13 protein-coding genes are annotated in these 15,414 nt (G+C 65.6%); 8 read left to right on the forward strand and 5 right to left on the reverse strand.

Annotation, left to right across the window (positions count from 1 at the left end; all coding sequences use genetic code 11):
- Nucleotides 1–100: 100 nt before the first annotated feature.
- Nucleotides 101–706 carry a TetR/AcrR family transcriptional regulator gene (locus CVM73_RS09915; RefSeq protein ID WP_100231820.1) on the forward strand — a complete coding sequence of 202 codons (606 nt, stop codon included), beginning with the start codon at nucleotides 101–103 and terminating at the stop codon, nucleotides 704–706.
- Here CVM73_RS09915 and CVM73_RS09920 read toward each other — a convergent pair whose 3' ends face one another.
- The 4 genes from CVM73_RS09920 to CVM73_RS09940 all read right to left on the reverse strand — a co-directional run bounded on the left by CVM73_RS09920 (nucleotide 707) and on the right by CVM73_RS09940 (nucleotide 6,334).
- Nucleotides 707–2,203 (reverse strand): amidase, encoded by a 1,497-nt coding sequence (locus tag CVM73_RS09920; RefSeq protein WP_167406748.1) that lies wholly within the window; start codon nucleotides 2,201–2,203, stop codon nucleotides 707–709.
- A 278-nt stretch (nucleotides 2,204–2,481) separates the two neighbouring features.
- On the reverse strand, nucleotides 2,482–3,849 hold the full coding sequence (locus CVM73_RS09930; protein WP_100231823.1) for an MFS transporter: 1,368 nt from the start codon (nucleotides 3,847–3,849) through the stop codon (nucleotides 2,482–2,484).
- A gap of 308 nt (nucleotides 3,850–4,157) precedes the next feature.
- Nucleotides 4,158–5,687 carry an aldehyde dehydrogenase gene (locus tag CVM73_RS09935; protein ID WP_100231824.1) on the reverse strand — a complete coding sequence of 510 codons (1,530 nt, stop codon included), beginning with the start codon at nucleotides 5,685–5,687 and terminating at the stop codon, nucleotides 4,158–4,160.
- Nucleotides 5,684–6,334, reverse strand: a complete 651-nt coding sequence (locus CVM73_RS09940; RefSeq protein ID WP_167406760.1) for a GntR family transcriptional regulator — start codon at nucleotides 6,332–6,334, stop codon at nucleotides 5,684–5,686. The genes CVM73_RS09935 and CVM73_RS09940 overlap by 4 nt, the downstream gene beginning before the upstream one ends.
- A gap of 145 nt (nucleotides 6,335–6,479) precedes the next feature.
- Between CVM73_RS09940 and CVM73_RS09945 the strand changes: the two genes are divergently transcribed.
- The 5 genes from CVM73_RS09945 to rnz all read left to right on the forward strand — a co-directional run bounded on the left by CVM73_RS09945 (nucleotide 6,480) and on the right by rnz (nucleotide 12,060).
- Nucleotides 6,480–7,253 (forward strand): alpha/beta fold hydrolase, encoded by a 774-nt coding sequence (locus CVM73_RS09945; RefSeq protein WP_167406749.1) that lies wholly within the window; start codon nucleotides 6,480–6,482, stop codon nucleotides 7,251–7,253.
- Between the two features lie 222 nt (nucleotides 7,254–7,475).
- Nucleotides 7,476–8,693, forward strand: coding sequence for a multidrug effflux MFS transporter (locus CVM73_RS09950; RefSeq protein WP_100231826.1), 1,218 nt, complete (start codon nucleotides 7,476–7,478; stop codon nucleotides 8,691–8,693).
- A gap of 15 nt (nucleotides 8,694–8,708) precedes the next feature.
- Complete coding sequence (guaD, locus tag CVM73_RS09955) at nucleotides 8,709–10,106, forward strand: guanine deaminase (protein WP_100231827.1); 1,398 nt, start codon at nucleotides 8,709–8,711, stop codon at nucleotides 10,104–10,106.
- A 15-nt stretch (nucleotides 10,107–10,121) separates the two neighbouring features.
- Nucleotides 10,122–11,105, forward strand: a complete 984-nt coding sequence (locus CVM73_RS09960) for an antibiotic biosynthesis monooxygenase (protein ID WP_100231828.1) — start codon at nucleotides 10,122–10,124, stop codon at nucleotides 11,103–11,105.
- A gap of 52 nt (nucleotides 11,106–11,157) precedes the next feature.
- Complete coding sequence (gene rnz / locus CVM73_RS09965) at nucleotides 11,158–12,060, forward strand: ribonuclease Z (protein WP_100231829.1); 903 nt, start codon at nucleotides 11,158–11,160, stop codon at nucleotides 12,058–12,060.
- Between the two features lie 15 nt (nucleotides 12,061–12,075).
- On the opposite strand, the gene CVM73_RS09970 is transcribed toward rnz, so the two are convergent.
- Nucleotides 12,076–12,909, reverse strand: a complete 834-nt coding sequence (locus tag CVM73_RS09970; protein WP_100231830.1) for an IclR family transcriptional regulator — start codon at nucleotides 12,907–12,909, stop codon at nucleotides 12,076–12,078.
- A 116-nt stretch (nucleotides 12,910–13,025) separates the two neighbouring features.
- Between CVM73_RS09970 and CVM73_RS09975 the strand changes: the two genes are divergently transcribed.
- On the forward strand, nucleotides 13,026–13,949 hold the full coding sequence (locus CVM73_RS09975) for a dihydrodipicolinate synthase family protein (RefSeq protein WP_167406750.1): 924 nt from the start codon (nucleotides 13,026–13,028) through the stop codon (nucleotides 13,947–13,949).
- Nucleotides 13,950–13,974: 25 nt separating this feature from the next.
- On the forward strand, nucleotides 13,975–15,414 hold the full coding sequence (locus tag CVM73_RS09980; RefSeq protein ID WP_100231832.1) for an FAD-binding oxidoreductase: 1,440 nt from the start codon (nucleotides 13,975–13,977) through the stop codon (nucleotides 15,412–15,414).

Genomic DNA, 15,414 nt, shown 5'->3' on the forward strand with positions numbered 1-15,414 from the left:
ACCGCAAGAATTGGAAGATCCTAGGAAAGTAGAATTAGAACAAATAGTTAGGATTCGGCGTTAAGCCTCTGGCAGAATGCGAATTCCGAGGAGTAGGCAGATGGGCATGGGACGCCCCCGCGAATTCGACGCCGAAATGGCGTTGGACCAGGCGATGGAAGTGTTTTGGCGCCATGGCTATGAGGGCGCGACCATTGCCCAGCTCACCGAGGCCATGGGCATCAACCCGCCCAGCCTCTACGCCTGCTTCGGCAACAAGGAAGGCCTGCTGAAGGCCGCGCTCGATCGCTACACCAAGCTGCGCGGCATCTGGATCGACGAGGTAGTGGCAGCACCGACCGCCCGCGAGGTCGCCGAGCGGATGTTGATGGGCATCGCCGACAAGCAGACTGATCCCGCCAATCCGCCCGGCTGCCTGCTCGTGCAAGGCGGCATCGCCTGCGGCACCGGCTCCGAGAACGTCCCCTTCGAGCTCGCCGCCCGCCGCGCCCAGAACGAAGACCAGCTCCGCGAGCGCTTTGTCCGCGCCAAGGCGGAGGGCGATCTCAAGGAAAGCGCCGATCCCGCTGCGCTCGCGCGCTATGTCTCGGCGGTGTCCGTCGGCATGGGCGTGATGGCGTCGTCCGGCGCGGATCGCGAAGCGCTGCGGCAGGTCGCTGATGTCGCCGTGCAGGCGGTCGAGGCGCAGTCGGCGGACAAAGCGTAGCTATCTCGCAGATTGCATTGCAGCCAGCGCAGGCGGCGGGACGAAGCCGCCGAACTCGCGTTCGATCAATCCGGCCAGCGCAATCGTCGTACGGTCCTCCAGATACGGCCCGATGATCTGGACGCCGATCGGCAGGCCCGACGGCGTGCGCTCGATTGGGACGGCGGTCGCCGGCAGTCCGCAGGTCGAAGCGGGGTCCGCCCAGATGAAGCACGCATCGGAATAGTTGTAGGGCTTGCCATCGATGTCGAGCTGCCGTGCGTCGAACGGCTCGGACTGGTCCTGCGGAAAGGCCGGCACGGCGGCGACGGGATAGATCACCGCGTCGAAGTCGCGGAAGAGCTGATGCCACCGCTGTTGCAATTGCAGACGGGCCGCATCGGCCGCCAGCCATTCACGATGCAGCATGCCCCAGCCGCGGGCCCGCTCGGCCTCCAGGCTGCGGTCGTCCGGCGACAGCGCCGCAGCAACGCCTTGCGCTTCGGCGAGGGCGGCTGGTGTCAGGCGCGGACTGCGCGCGGCGTTCAACAGCTTCATGTAGAGCCGCGCCGACTCGGCGAGATCCGGCAGCGATGCGCTCGAGCGCGCGACTCGCGCGCCTGATCGTTCGAGTCGTTCGGCCAATCGTCCAATGGCTGAACGCACGGCGTCACCCGTCGGCATCAGCGGGTGGGTGTCGATCACGAGGATCCTGAAATCGCTGAGCTGGTCATGGCGCGGGGCGGGCAGCGCGAGGCGATAGCCGATTCCATCGCGCGTCTCGTCGGGGCCGGCAATCACTTCGAGCGACAATGCAAGGTCCGAGGCGGTGCGCGTCATCGGCCCGACGACGGCGAGATCGCCCTGGCCGGGGACGGGCGGGGCCGGCGGCAAGCTGTAGCCGCGCAGCGGGACCAAGCCGAGGCTCGGCTTGTGTCCGAACACACCGCAGAAATGTGCGGGCACCCGGATCGAGCCGCCGATATCCGAGCCGATCGAGAGCGGACCGAAGCCTGCGGCCAGTGCCGCCCCCGATCCGCCCGAGGAGCCGCCGGGCGACCGGCCGAGGTCCCACGGGTTGTTCGTCGTGCCATGGATCTCGTTGTAGCTCTGGAAATCCCTGAGCCCGATCGGGATGTTGGTCTTGCCGATGATGACGGCGCCCGCCGCCTTCAGCCGCGACACGACGAGAGCGTCTTCCGTTGGCTGAAAGTCTTTGAAATGCGGAAAGCCCCATGTTGTCGGCAGGCCGGCGACGTTGAACGGTTCCTTCAAGGTCACGGGAATGCCGAGCAACGGCAGCCGCTCGCCGCGGCCAAGCGCGGCATCGGCGGCGCGCGCGGCGTCTCTGGCGCGATCGAAATCGCGAACGATGATCGCGTTGATGGGCCCGTCCAGTGCCTCGATACGGGCGATGGTGTGCTCGAGCAATTCTGTCGCAGATATCTTGCGCGCGTGCAGGGCGTCCAGCAGCGTGCCGATTGAGCCGTAGTTCAAGTCAGTGGCATCTGCGGTCATCATGAGCTCCCTTGCATCTCGCCATCTCGGCGAACCGATCCAGGAGCGAACATGCAATGCCGGGAGTGAGATGAGGAGGCGGCGCAACGGGAACCAGATCTGCCCGCCGGTCGCGGCCGAGCAGGGGCACCCGCGGCCTCCACAGCGTCGTGGCCGGGCTTGTCCCGGCCATTCACGTCTTCCTGCGTGGCACGGAGAGCGTGGATGCCCAGGACAAGCCCGGGCACAACGACCTCACGTCGGGAGGCGCAGCGCCATCAGGACGTCGAGAGCAGAAGTCAGGACGCTTCCTTGAGCACCGGCGCAGCTGCTTCCTCGGCCTTCAGCTCCTCGAGACTGCGATGCCGCGGCTCGATGCCGAGCGCCCAGACGGTGATGATCTGCACCACCAGCAGCCCGATCATCAGCGCCATGACGCCGGCCACGCCGCGCGACTCGAACAGCGAGACCACGAGGAACGGCGTGACGATCGTGGCGCCGCGCCCCAGCGTATTGACGATGCCGGAGGCGCGCAGGCGGACCTCGGTCGGAAACAGCTCGGGGATGTAGATGCCGAACAGCAGGGCGACCAGCACGTAGATCGGCACGGTCAGCGCGAAGCCCACGGCCGGCAGCAGGATCGGATCCGAGATCATGGGGTAGAGAATGCCGAGCACGACCGCGATCAGCGACGCGCCGATGATGGTCGGCTTGCGGCCCCAGCGGTCCGCGGTCAATGCGCCGATGGCCGAGCCGATGGGCGCACCGAGCGCCATCAGCAGCGAATAGCCAAACGACGTCGCGATCGAGAGGCCCTGCTTGACGAAGAACACTGGCAGCCAGGTCACGAAGCCGTAGAGCAGGGTGTTGATCGTGATCAGGCAGACCGCACCGACGATCATTCGCGACAGCAGGGGCGCGGTGAACAGCGTGCCGAGATCGGGGGCGACGGGGGCCGGGATTGCAGGCGCCGGCGCCGGCAGGGGCTGACCCTGCGCCGCCTCCTTCTCGATGGCCTGCATCAAGGCATCCGCCTCGGCGGTGCGTCCCACGGCCTCCAGCCAGCGCGGGGATTCCGGCAGCGACTTACGCATGTACCAGACGACGAGCGCGCCGACGCCGCCGAGCACGAACATCGACCGCCAGCCGAATTGCGGCACCAGCACGGAGGCGACCAGCAGCGCGACGGGCAAACCGGTGACGACGCACACGGCGGTGAAGCCGAGCCATTTGCCGCGGGTGCGCGCGGGCACGAACTCGGTCATCGTCGAATAGCCGACGACGTTTTCCGCACCGAGGCCGACGCCCATCACGAAGCGGCAGGCGATCAGGAAGGCCATGTTCGGCGAGAACGCCGCGGCAAGGGAGGCGATGCCGAACAGCAGCAAATTGAATTGGTACGTGAAGCGGCGTCCGTAGCGGTCGCCGAGGAAGCCGGTGCAGAACGATCCCAGCATCATGCCGACGAAGGTTGCCGAGATGAACGCCGCGTTCTGGGCGAGGGTCGAAAAGCCGGTCTTCAGCGTCACGCTGAGCACGGTCCCGGCGATGTAGATGTCGAAACCATCGAAGAACATGCCGATGCCGATGAGCAGCATGATGCGGCGATGGAATGGCCCGATCGGAAGCCGATCGAGACGGCCGCCTGCGTTCACCGATGTCGACATTGACGCTCTCCCTTGCCTGTTATCCTCGTTGATGCGGCCCGCCTTCTCTGAGCGATTGGCCGCTTGTCGTTGAAGCCCGATGGAATTTGGCTCCGTCGGCTGTCGCTGGTTCACCTCTCCCCGACGGGGAGAGGTCGGATTGCGCTTGGCGATGCGAAGCATCGTCCAGTGCAATCCGGGTGAGGGGCCTCTGCATTCGGTGAGACCGTAACCCCTCACCCGGATCGCATCTTGCGATGCGATCCGACCTCTCCCTACGGGAGAGGTGAACTCTCCGCTCGCATCGAGTTATCCAACTTCATCGCTTTTTAGTTCAGTCGCTTCTGATTGGCCGTGTCGCGGTACCAGTCGAATGGTTGCTCGTGCGTCGCGACCATCACGCTCTTGGTGTTGAAGTGGTCGTTGAAGCTCTCGGTGCCGCATTCGCGGCCGATGCCGGAATCGTCCACGCCGCCCCAGGGCGAGGCCGGGTCGAGCCGGTGGTGATCGTTGATCCAGACGATGCCGGCCTTGACCGACGCGGCCACGCGATGCGCGCGGGCGACGTCACGGGTGCGGATCGCGGCGGCGAGGCCGAACGGCGAGTCGTTGGCGAGCCTCAGCGCATCGGCTTCGTCCTTGAACGGCGTCACCGAGGTGAACGGACCGAACACCTCCTCCTGGAAGATCCGCATGTCGGATTTGACGTCGGCAAACACCGTCGGCTCGACGAAATAGCCGTTGTCGTGGCCCGCCACCTTCGCGGCAACGCCGCCGGTGACGAGACGCGCGCCGTCGGCATGACCGTAGCCCGCGTAGGCGAGAACGCGGTCGCGTTGTTTGGCCGAGATCACGGGACCCATCTGGGTGCTCGGGTCGAAGGGATCGCCGACGCGGATCGTGCGGGTCTTGGCCTGCAGCTTCTCGACGAATTCGTCATAGATCGAGGCCTGGACGATATGGCGCGAGGCGCAGACGCAGGTCTGGCCGGCGCCGATGAACGCACCGAACGCGGCGTAGTTGACGGCGCGGTCGACGTCGAAATCGTCGAACACCATCACCGGCGTCTTGCCGCCGAGCTCCATGGTCTGATGCGCGAACACCTTTGCGGCCGCGCTGCCGGCGATGCGGCCGGCCTCGGTGCCGCCGGTCAGGACCAGCTTGTTGATGTCGCCATGCTCGGCCAGCATCTTGCCAGCGCTCTGGCCGAGACCGAGAACGACATTGAACACGCCGGGCGGCAGGCCCGCTTCGGCGAAGATCTGCGCGAGCTTCAAGGTCGTCAGCGGCGTGTATTCGGACGGCTTGACCACGGTGACGCAGCCGGTCGCCAGCACCACGGCGAGCGACTTGCACAGGATCATCAAGGGATGATTGAACGGCGTGCAGTTGGCGACGATGCCGATCGGGGTGCGGAGCGTGTAGTTCAGATACGCGCCTTCGACGGGGATCACGGAGTCGCGGCGCGACAGCGCGACGCCGGCAAAATAGCGGAAGAAATCGGGCAGGCGGGAGAGCTGGGCGCGGGTCTCGTTGACCGGGCGGCCGTTGTTGAGGGTCTCCAGCCGGTACAGGCTGTCGAGATTGGCCTCGAATGCATCGGCGAGCTTGTTGACCAGTCTGGCCCGGGCGCGCGTGTCCATGCCGCCCCAGGCCTTGCCTTCGAACGCGGCGCGCGCGCTTTTCATGGCGCGATCGATGTCCTCAGTGGTGGAGTTGGGAATGCGCGCGATCACGTCGCCGGTCGCGGGATTGCGGACATCAAGCATCGCGCCGCCGCCGGCTTCGACTTCACGCCCGTCGACGAAATTGCCGTGGATTTCGACGTCGATCGACGCAGGTTTTGACGGGATGTTCATGCTGACCTCTCTTCCACGATGACGGCGTTGCGCTTGAGCGCCGGCAGAACGCGTTTTTCGGTGGCCCCGATATGGGCCTTGATGATGCGCGCGGCGGTTCGCGTCTCGCGGCTCTGCATGGCGTCGATCAGGGCGACGTGCTCGGCAACGAGCTTCGCCGGGTCGTGGCCTTTCAGGTTGGAGATACTGACGCGGACGAGGCGATCGGCCTGGCCGATCAGGTCGCACAGAGCCGTCGCCATGCGGCGATTGCCGGAGGCATGAGCCAGCGCGGTGTGGAAGCCGCGATTGTAGGCGATGAAGTCTTCGTGGTTGCCCGAGAAGCGGCGGAACTCGTCGAGCGATTTCAGCACGCTGTCGGGCGCGCTTTCGATCGCCTCGGCGACGCAGGCCGGCTCCAGCGCAAGACGGAAACGGAGGAGGTCGCGGGCGTCCGACAGCGAGATCGGCGTGACCCGATAGCCCTGGCGCGGCTGCACCGTGACGAGGTGCTCGCGCTGCAGCCGCAGAAGCGCATCCCGGACCGGTTGCCGGCTCACCTCATAGCGCTCGGCGAGGTCCTGCTCGCGCATTTCACCGCCGGGTGCAAGGCGACAAGATAAAATATCAGATCTGAGGCGATCATAGATATCTTCGCGTAAAAGCATCATATTCTTCCAACTCCTTGGCATTAATATCTCAGCCGTGATATTTCACGTCAAGTGCTAAAACTTGAATTCGCTGACAGTTGATTTATCAGTCGGGGCAGTTCAGGGCGCGCTGGCGGCCGACGAGGTGAAGGAAAGACCGGATATGGACAGGCTTCTTGCCAACGGGACCGTCAACGCCGTGCAATCGGGCGAGGGGCCGCCGCTGTTTCTCTTCCACTCGCTTCTGTCGGACCGCGCGAGCTTCGATGCGATCGTGCCCGCGCTTGAGAAATCGTTTCGCACCATCGTGCCGGAGCTGCCGGGGTTCGGCCGCTCACGTGCGGTGGCGGGCGGCCTTGCTGCGGTCGCGGACCGGATGGCGGAGGCGGTGCGAGACGCTGCAGGCGCTGCGCCTGCGATCGTGCTTGGCAACGGCTATGGCGGATTCGTCGCCTTGCAGATGGCGATCCGGCACCCGGAGATCGCCGGTAAGCTCATTCTCGCCGACAGCGGCGCGGCGTTCTCGGAGCCCGGCCGCGAGGCGTTTCGCAACATGGCGAAGGTGTCGCGCGACAAGGGATTGGAGGCCATCACCGACGTCGCGATGCGGCGCCTGTTTGCGCCCGAATTTCAGGCGCAGCATCCGGAGCTGATGCAGGATCGTCGTGCAGCATTCCTGCGGACCGATCCCGACGTGTTTCGTGCCGCGTGCGATGCGCTGGCGAGCCTCGATCTCCGCGCAAAACTTGCCGCGGTGCAAGTCCCCGTCCTCGTCCTGGTTGGTGAGCACGACGAAGCGACGCCTCCGCCGATGTCGCATGAGCTCGCCGCCGGATTGCCGCGTGCCGAAGTCAAGATCATTCCGGGTTGCGCGCATGTGCCGCAACTTCAGGCGCCGCGGCAGTTCCTCGCAGCTATAGAAGGCTTCCTGCTCTGATCGGCGCCTCGCCGAAGCCGATCTTGCGTTCGAAGCAGCGATGCCTTCCGAACGGTTAATGGACAGCGTCTTCACGGCGCCGTCCGCATTGAACTAGAACCCCTAAGAGTTTCTACACACAGTTCTGGCACGCTCCGCGCGTCAATATCCGCAACCTGCATCGTCGCCTCTCATTGCGCGCACGAAAAGACGGGACCTGCGGACATCGAGGGGGCGTAAGCCATGACTGCACTTGCTTCGGACGCCGGTCGCGCCAAGGGTGGGATCGTGCCGATCCTGTTGTGCGTCGTGCCATTCAGCCAGATTCCGCTCGATGCCTATACGCCCGGCCTGCCGCAGATGGTGGTGGATCTCGCCGCTGACGCGGCGTCGATGCAGAACACCGTCACCGCCTACATGCTCGGCATGTCTCTCGCGCTGGTGCCGGTCGGCATCGCCTCGGACACGCTCGGCCGCCGCAACGTCCTGCTCGCGGGGCTGTCGGTGCTGATCGCGATGAGCATCGCCTGTGCGCTCGCCACCAGCGCCTCGCTGCTGCTGGGCTTGCGTTTCCTGCAAGGCATCGGCGGCTGTACTTGTCTCGTCGTCGCCTATGCGGTCGCAGCTGATTGCTTCCGCGGCCGCGAGCTCACCGCGATCTCCGGTTTGTTAGGTGCCGCCTGGGGCCTTGCGCCAGTGCTTGCACCGGCGGCCGGCGGCTTCATCGTTGAGCTGACGTCGTGGCGCGGCGTCTTCATCGTCATTGCCGTCGCCGCAGCAATCGTCGCTACGATCGTCGTATTCCTTCTGCCTGAAACGTTGCCAGCGGAACGGCGTGCGCCGTTCGATCCGCGCCGCACTGCCGGTATCTTGCGCGATGCGCTCGTGCGTCCGGGCTTCCTGGCCTTCGTGCTGGTCTTTGCCGCGGCCGCCAGCGCGCAGCTGGCGTTCGGCGTCGTCGCGCCGTTCTTCTACCAGACCGGCCTCGGCTATTCGGCGGCCATCTACGGCCTCGTTGCGCTCGGCCTTGGCGGCGTCAATCTCGCCGGCGAACTCGGCTGCGCGCATTTCGCGCGCTTCATGCCGGCCCGCATGATGGGCTTCGGCGCCTTCGCGCTATTCCTCGCCGGTGCGGCGGTCTTGACCGCAACAGGCATGACCCTCGGTCTCGATTTCATGTCGATCACGATCGGCGGCGCGCTGGTGCTCGGCGGCTGCGGCGTTCTTTGCCCGATGATGTACGGCATGGCGCTTGGCCTGTTCGAGCGCGACCACGGCCTGATCGGCGGCCTCATCAGCGCGCTCTGCTATCTCGCCGTGAGCGGCGCCATGGCGATCGCGGCGGTGCTGCCTGAGGCCACGCAGACGCCGATCGGATGGCTCTATCTCGGCCTCTGCGCCGTCGCGGGCACATTGCTTGCGATCTCGCTGCCTGCGACGCGGCAGGCCACACAATCTTAAGGAAGGAAACAGTTCATGACCACTGTCGGTATTCGCGGCACGTTCTTCGACTTCGTCGACGATCCCTGGAAGCACATCGGCAACGAGCAGGCCTCCGCGCGCTTTCACCAGGACGGCCTCATGGTCGTCACTGACGGCGTCATCAAGGCGTTCGGTCCTTATGACAAGATCGCCGCCGCGCATCCCGGCGTCGAGATCACCCATATCAAGGACCGCATCATCGTTCCCGGCTTCATCGACGGCCACATCCATCTGCCGCAGACCCGCGTGTTAGGTGCCTATGGCGAGCAGCTCTTGCCGTGGCTGCAGAAGTGGGTTTACCCGGAAGAGCTCAAATACCGGGATCGCAACTACGCGCGCGAGGGAGTGAGGCGTTTCCTCGACGCGCTGCTCGCCTCCGGCACCACCACCTGCCAGGCCTTTACCAGCTCCTCGCCGGTCTCGACCGAAGAGCTGTTCGAGGAAGCGAGCAGACGCAACATGCGCGTTATCGCGGGGCTCACTGGGATCGATCGCAACGCGCCGGCCGATTTCATCGATACCCCCGACAATTTCTATCGCGACAGCAAGCGGCTGATCGCACAGTACCACAACAAGGGTCGCAACCTCTACGCCATCACGCCGCGCTTTGCCTTCGGCGCCTCGCCGGATCTGCTGCGAGCGTGTCAGCGCCTCAAGCACGAGCATCCGGATTGCTGGGTCAACACCCACATCTCCGAGAATCCGGCCGAATGCAGCGGCGTGCTGGTCGAGCATCCGGACTGCCAGGACTATCTCGGCGTCTACGAGAAGTTCGACTTGGTGGGGCCGAAGTTCTCCGGCGGCCACGGCGTCTACCTCTCCAACAACGAGTTCCGCCGCATGTCGAAGAAGGGCGCCGCGGTGGTGTTCTGCCCGTGCTCGAACCTGTTCCTCGGCAGCGGCCTGTTCCGCCTCGGCCGCGCCACCGATCCCGAGCACCGCGTGAGGATGTCGTTCGGCACCGACGTCGGCGGCGGCAACCGCTTCTCGATGATCTCGGTGCTCGACGACGCCTACAAGGTCGGCATGTGCAACAACACGCTGCTCGACGGCAGCATCGATCCGGCGCGCAAGGACCTTGCGGAGGCCGAGCGCAACAAGCTCTCGCCCTATCGCGGCTTCTGGTCGATCACGCTCGGCGGCGCCGAAGGCCTCTACATCGACGACAAGCTCGGCAATTTCGAGCCCGGCAAGGAAGCCGATTTCGTCGCACTCGATCCGAATGGTGGCCAGATCGCGCAAGCGTGGCACCAGTCGCTGATCGCCGACGGCGCCGGCCCGCGCACGATGGACGAGGCCGCGAGCATGCTGTTCGCCGTCATGATGGTCGGCGACGATCGCTGCGTCGACGAGACCTGGGTGATGGGCAAGCGTCTCTACAAGAAAGACTGAAGCGGACGGCAGCTCATGAGCGCATCTCCTGATCCAGCCGGCCAGCCGGTCGCCCTCGTCATTCAGCGCCGCATTGCCGACGACGGCTTCGCCGCGTTCGCACGGTGGAGCGGGGAGGTCGACGAGGTGCTCAAGGCGTGGCCCGGCTTCCTCAGCCAGGAGGTGGTGCCGCCGCAACCGCCGGCGCACGTCGATTGGGTGACGATCCTGCGCTTTGCGAGCCCGGCCGCCGCGCGCGCCTGGCTCCAGAGCGAGGTGCGGGCGAAACTGATCGCGAACGTGCAGCGTTTCTTCGTCGGTTCGGAGGACGTGCACATCCTGCCCGACACCGGCGTTCAGCGCGACAGCGCGGTCTCGGCCGTCATCTCTTTCAAGGTCCCCGACGGGCTCGAGGACGCGTTCCTGAAATGGCAGCAGCGAATCCAGGCCGCGGAGGCCGAGTTCAAGGGCTTCCTCCGCCACAAGATCGAGCGGCCGATTCCGGGCCTGCATGACGAATGGATCATCATCCTGTCGTTCGACAGCGATGCCAATCTCAATGCCTGGCTCGACTCGCCGTTGCGGCAGTCGCTGCTGAAGGAGGGCGCGCGCTTCAACGCCGGCATGAACGTGAAGCGGGCGAGCTACGGCTTCAATTTCTGGTTTCCGGCCGGCACGACGCAGGCTCCCGAGCAGGGGCCTGGCTTCATCTGGAAGAGCAATCTGATCGTTCTCCTGGTGCTCTATCCCGTGGTCTATCTCTGGGGCACTTTCATCAGCAGGCCGCTGATCGACAGCCACGGCGTGCCGATCTGGCTGTCGCTCTTCGTCGGCAATCTCGTCAGCACCCAATTGCTCGGCTGGTGGCTGGTGCCCGCCGCCTTCAGGGCGCTCGACTGGTGGGTGACGCCGAAGGCGACGCTCGGCCGCCAGATCGTAGGCTACGCGCTGCTTGCCGCGCTCTACGCCGCGTCGATGGGCCTGTACGCGCTGCTGCTCGCGTGGCATTGGGGGCGGTGAGGCCGTCAACCGCATTGTCGCGGAGAAGGGCGGTCGCTGGATATCGACGACCATGTTCGCCCTGACATTTCTCGGGACCTCGGCGAGCGTTCCCTCGGCGGAACGCAATCATCCGGCCCTCCTTGTGGAGGCCGCAGGTAAGCGCATCCTTGTCGATTGCGGCGAGGGCACGCAGCGCCAGTTGCTGCGCAGCGGCGCCGGCTTTCGGCGGCTCGACCGCATCCTGCTGACGCACGCGCATCTCGATCACGTGCTCGGCATCCCCGGCCTGTTCTCGACGCTGGGCCTGCGGCAGAGCTCCGACATGATGACAATTCACGGCGGGCAAGGCACGCTCGACATCGTCATCCGGATGCTCGCGGGGCTGTGGGGCGCGGGCAGGGCGCCGATCGCGGTGGAATTCGCAGCCCTGACCGAAGGGCAGGTCATCGACGCCGGCGACTTCACCGTCGACTCTTTTCCGGTCCGCCACCGTGACACCGACAGCTTTGGTTTCATCTTCAAAAGTCCGGCTCGCCGCCACCTTCAGCCCGATCGTCTCGCAGCGCTCGGTGTCCCGGACGGTCCCTTGCGCGGCGAGTTGGCCGCGGGCCGACCAATCGTGCTCACCGACCGAACGATTGACCCGGAGGATGTCCTCGGGCCGCCTAGCGGTGGCAAAAAGCTCGTCGTGATCGGCGACACCGAGACCACCGATGGGCTGTCGCAATACGTAGCCGACGCCGACATGATGGTGATCGAGGCGACGTTCCTCGATCGCGACGCGCCGACCGCGCGGAATTACGGCCATCTCACCGCGGCAGAAGCGGCCTCCTTTGCGGCCGCGAGCAACGTCGGGCGGCTCGTGCTGACGCATATGTCGGGACGCTACGCGGACGAAGAGATTCTTGCCGAGGCGACAAGGATCTTCCCGAACACCCGGATCGCCGCAGACTTCGACCGTCTCGTGATCTAGTCGCCGCGATCGCGCTCAGCCCGACAATCCCGACTTGATCGCGAGATCCTGCGCCTGGCTCGTCACCTGCACCAGCCGCGGCAGCGCCTGGTCGCGAAAGGCCGCCATGTCCATCCGTATCGCATCGACGGTGACGCTCAATCCGGCGATCACCAGACCCTGCGCGTCGAAGATCGGCGTTGCCAGTGTGCGCAGGCCATAGGCGTTCTCGCCGTCGGAGACGGCATGGCCCTTCTTCTTCACCTGATCGAGCCGGGCGAGCAGGGCATCGAGGTCGGTGAGCGTTCGCTCCGACAGCTTGACACGGGGGCGCAACTCCAGCCGCGCGATCTGCTCGTCGCGCGCCAGATGCGCCAGCATGACGTGGCCGAGCGCGGCGCTGTAGGCGGGAATGCGGGTGCCCGGCCGGCGATCCATCTTGTGGCGATCGAGGCCGGCTCCGACGCGGGCAAGATAGACCACGTCGCCGCCGTCGAGGATGCCGAGCGAGGCCGCGTCGCCTACCGCAGGCACAAGCTCGCGCAGCAGAGGCTCGACGATGTTCCGGAGCGATCCGTGCGACAGCACGGTGTAGCCGAGATCGAGGCAGGCGACGCCGAGGCGGAACCGGCGGCTCTGCGGAACCGCCTGGAGATATCCGAGCTCGATCAGGGTCTGGATCAGCCGGAACGCGGTCCCGCGATCGAGATCGGCCCGTGCGGCAATCTCACTCAGGGTGAGCTCGAAGGCCTCGCTGGTGAAAGTCTTGAGCACGGCAAACGCCTTGCCGACGGAAGCGACGTAATTCTTTGGATTCTTTCGTGTGGCTTCAGATTTACGCTTTGCGGCCTTGCTCTCAGCCTTCGCCATGCTCGAATGCCCCGCCATGACAGCTGCCCTTGACGCGGCGGCAGCCTGATCCTACCAACGGGATAGATCATAACAAATGTTCGCATTCCGAACAACGTCGGACGATCGGAGGAAGTTTGTCGACATCATTGCTGCACCCTCATGGCGTGTTCTCCGCCGCGTTGACGCCCCTCGACGCCGAGCTCGCCCCCGATCATGCGCGCTTCGTGGCGCATTGCCGCTACCTGCTGGACGAAGGCTGCGACGGCATCGCGCTGCTCGGCACCACCGGCGAAGCGAACTCCTTCTCCGCGGCCGAGCGCATGGCGCTGCTCGAGGCGGTGGTGGCCGCGGGCATCGCGCCGCAGCGGCTTCTTCCCGGAACCGGCGTCGCTGCGCTCACCGAGACCATTGCGCTGACGCGTCACGCGCTCTCGGTCGGGGTCGACACCGTGGTGATGCTGCCGCCGTTCTACTACAAGGGCGTCAGCGACGACGGCATCTACGCATCCTACAGCGAGGTCGTGCAGCGCATCGGCGATAGCAGGCTCAAGGTCGTGCTCTACCACATCCCGCAGATGTCGGCGCAGCCGATCTCGCATGCGCTGATCGAGCGGCTGCGCAAGGCCTATCCGGCCACCTTCACCGGCATCAAGGATTCTTCCGGCGACTTCGCCAACATGACCGCGATGGTCGAGCGTTTCCCCGGCTTTTCAGTTCTCGTCGGGGCCGATCCGTTGCTCCTGCCGCTGCTGCGCAAGGGCGGGGCAGGATGCATCACCGCAACCTCCAATCTCGTCGCGCGCGACCTTGCCTATGTCTACAAGCATTTTCGCGGCAGCGACGATGACGCGGCGCTTAGGGCGGCGCAGGCGCGCATCGTGAAGGCGCGCGAGCTGGTCTCGCGCTTCCCGCAGATGGCCTCGCTGAAGACGATCGTCGCCGAGCGCGCCGGCCATGCCGGATGGCAGCGCCTGCGGCCGCCGCTGGAGTCGCTGCCGCCGGCTCAAGCGAAAGAGCTGCTTGCGGATGCTGCGGCATTCGCCGCCGCCACCGTCTAGATCCGGCCCCGGACGAGGCGAACCGATGTCCGATTTTTTCCACGATGCGTTGGCCGGACTCGCCGCGATCGTCGGCGACAAGCACGTCATTGCGTCCGGGCAGGATCAGGAGCCTTACGTGGTGGACTGGCGCGGGCGCTATCACGGTCGGGCCGTTGCCGTGGTGAAGCCCGGCTCGACCGCCGAGGTCGCCGCCGTCGTGAAGTTCTGCGCAGCAAGACGACTCGCGATCGTGCCGCAGGGCGGCAACACCGGCATGTGCGGGGCGGCGACGCCCGACGATCACGCCGGCAATGTCGTGATCCGGCTCGACCGCATGCGGGCCGTGCGCGACGTCAGCCCGCTCGCCAATACCATCACGGTGGAGGCCGGCTGCATCCTCGCGGAGGTGCAGAACGCGGCGCGGGACGTCGATCGCTATTTTCCCTTGAGCCTCGGCGCCGAGGGCTCCTGCCAGATCGGCGGCAACATCTCGACCAATGCCGGCGGCACCGCCGTGCTGCGTTACGGTCCGACGCGCGATCTCGTGCTCGGCCTGGAGGTCGTCTTGCCTGATGGCCGCGTCTTCAATGGCCTGCGCGCACTGCGCAAGGACAATACGGGTTATGCGCTGAAGCAGCTCTTTATCGGTGCGGAGGGCACGCTCGGCATCGTCACCGCGGCGGTGCTGAAACTGTTCGCGCCGCCGCGCAGCTCGGCCCTGGCGCTGTTGCAGCTGCAAGGCGTGGAGCAGGCGCTCGATATCATGCAGCGCCTGCGCGGCGCAGTCGGCGACCGGCTCGGCAGCCTCGAGGTCATGTCGCGCTCGCAGATCGAGGTGATCGCCGCGACGGTGCCGCATGTCACCATTCCCTTCGAGCTGACGACGCCATGGTATCTGATCGTCGAGCTGACCGACACGCTCACAGGCGTTGACCTCAATGAGCCGCTGGCCACGGTGCTCGCGGATGCCATGGAAGTGGGGCTCGCTGAAGACGCCATATTGGCTTCCAATCTGACCCAGGCGAAGGCGATCTGGGCCGTCAGGCACAGCGTGTCCGAAGGCAACAAGCGCAGCGGCTATGTGGTGTCGCACGACAGCGTGGTGCCGCTGGAGCGCCAGGCGGCTTTCGTCAACAATGTCGAGGCCCGGATCAGGGCGGCCGTGCCGCATGCGAACGTCGTCATGCACGGCCATATCGGCGACGGCAACATCCACGTCGTGGCCCTGATCGATCGGGTGCATTGCCAGGCCCCGGATGCGACGGCGAGGCTCGTGGCTGAGATCAACGAGATCGTCGATGACGAGACGGCGGCGCAAGGCGGGGCGATCAGTGCCGAGCACGGCATCGGCATCACCAATCGCGGCCGGCTCGCCCGCGTTGCCGATCCCCTCGATATCGAGCTGATGCGGGACATCAAGCAATTGCTCGATCCGCATGGCCTGATGAATCCCGGCAAGATCTTTGGCGCGGGAGCGAGATGA

The organism is Bradyrhizobium forestalis (assembly GCF_002795245.1).
Lineage (GTDB): Bacteria > Pseudomonadota > Alphaproteobacteria > Rhizobiales > Xanthobacteraceae > Bradyrhizobium > Bradyrhizobium forestalis.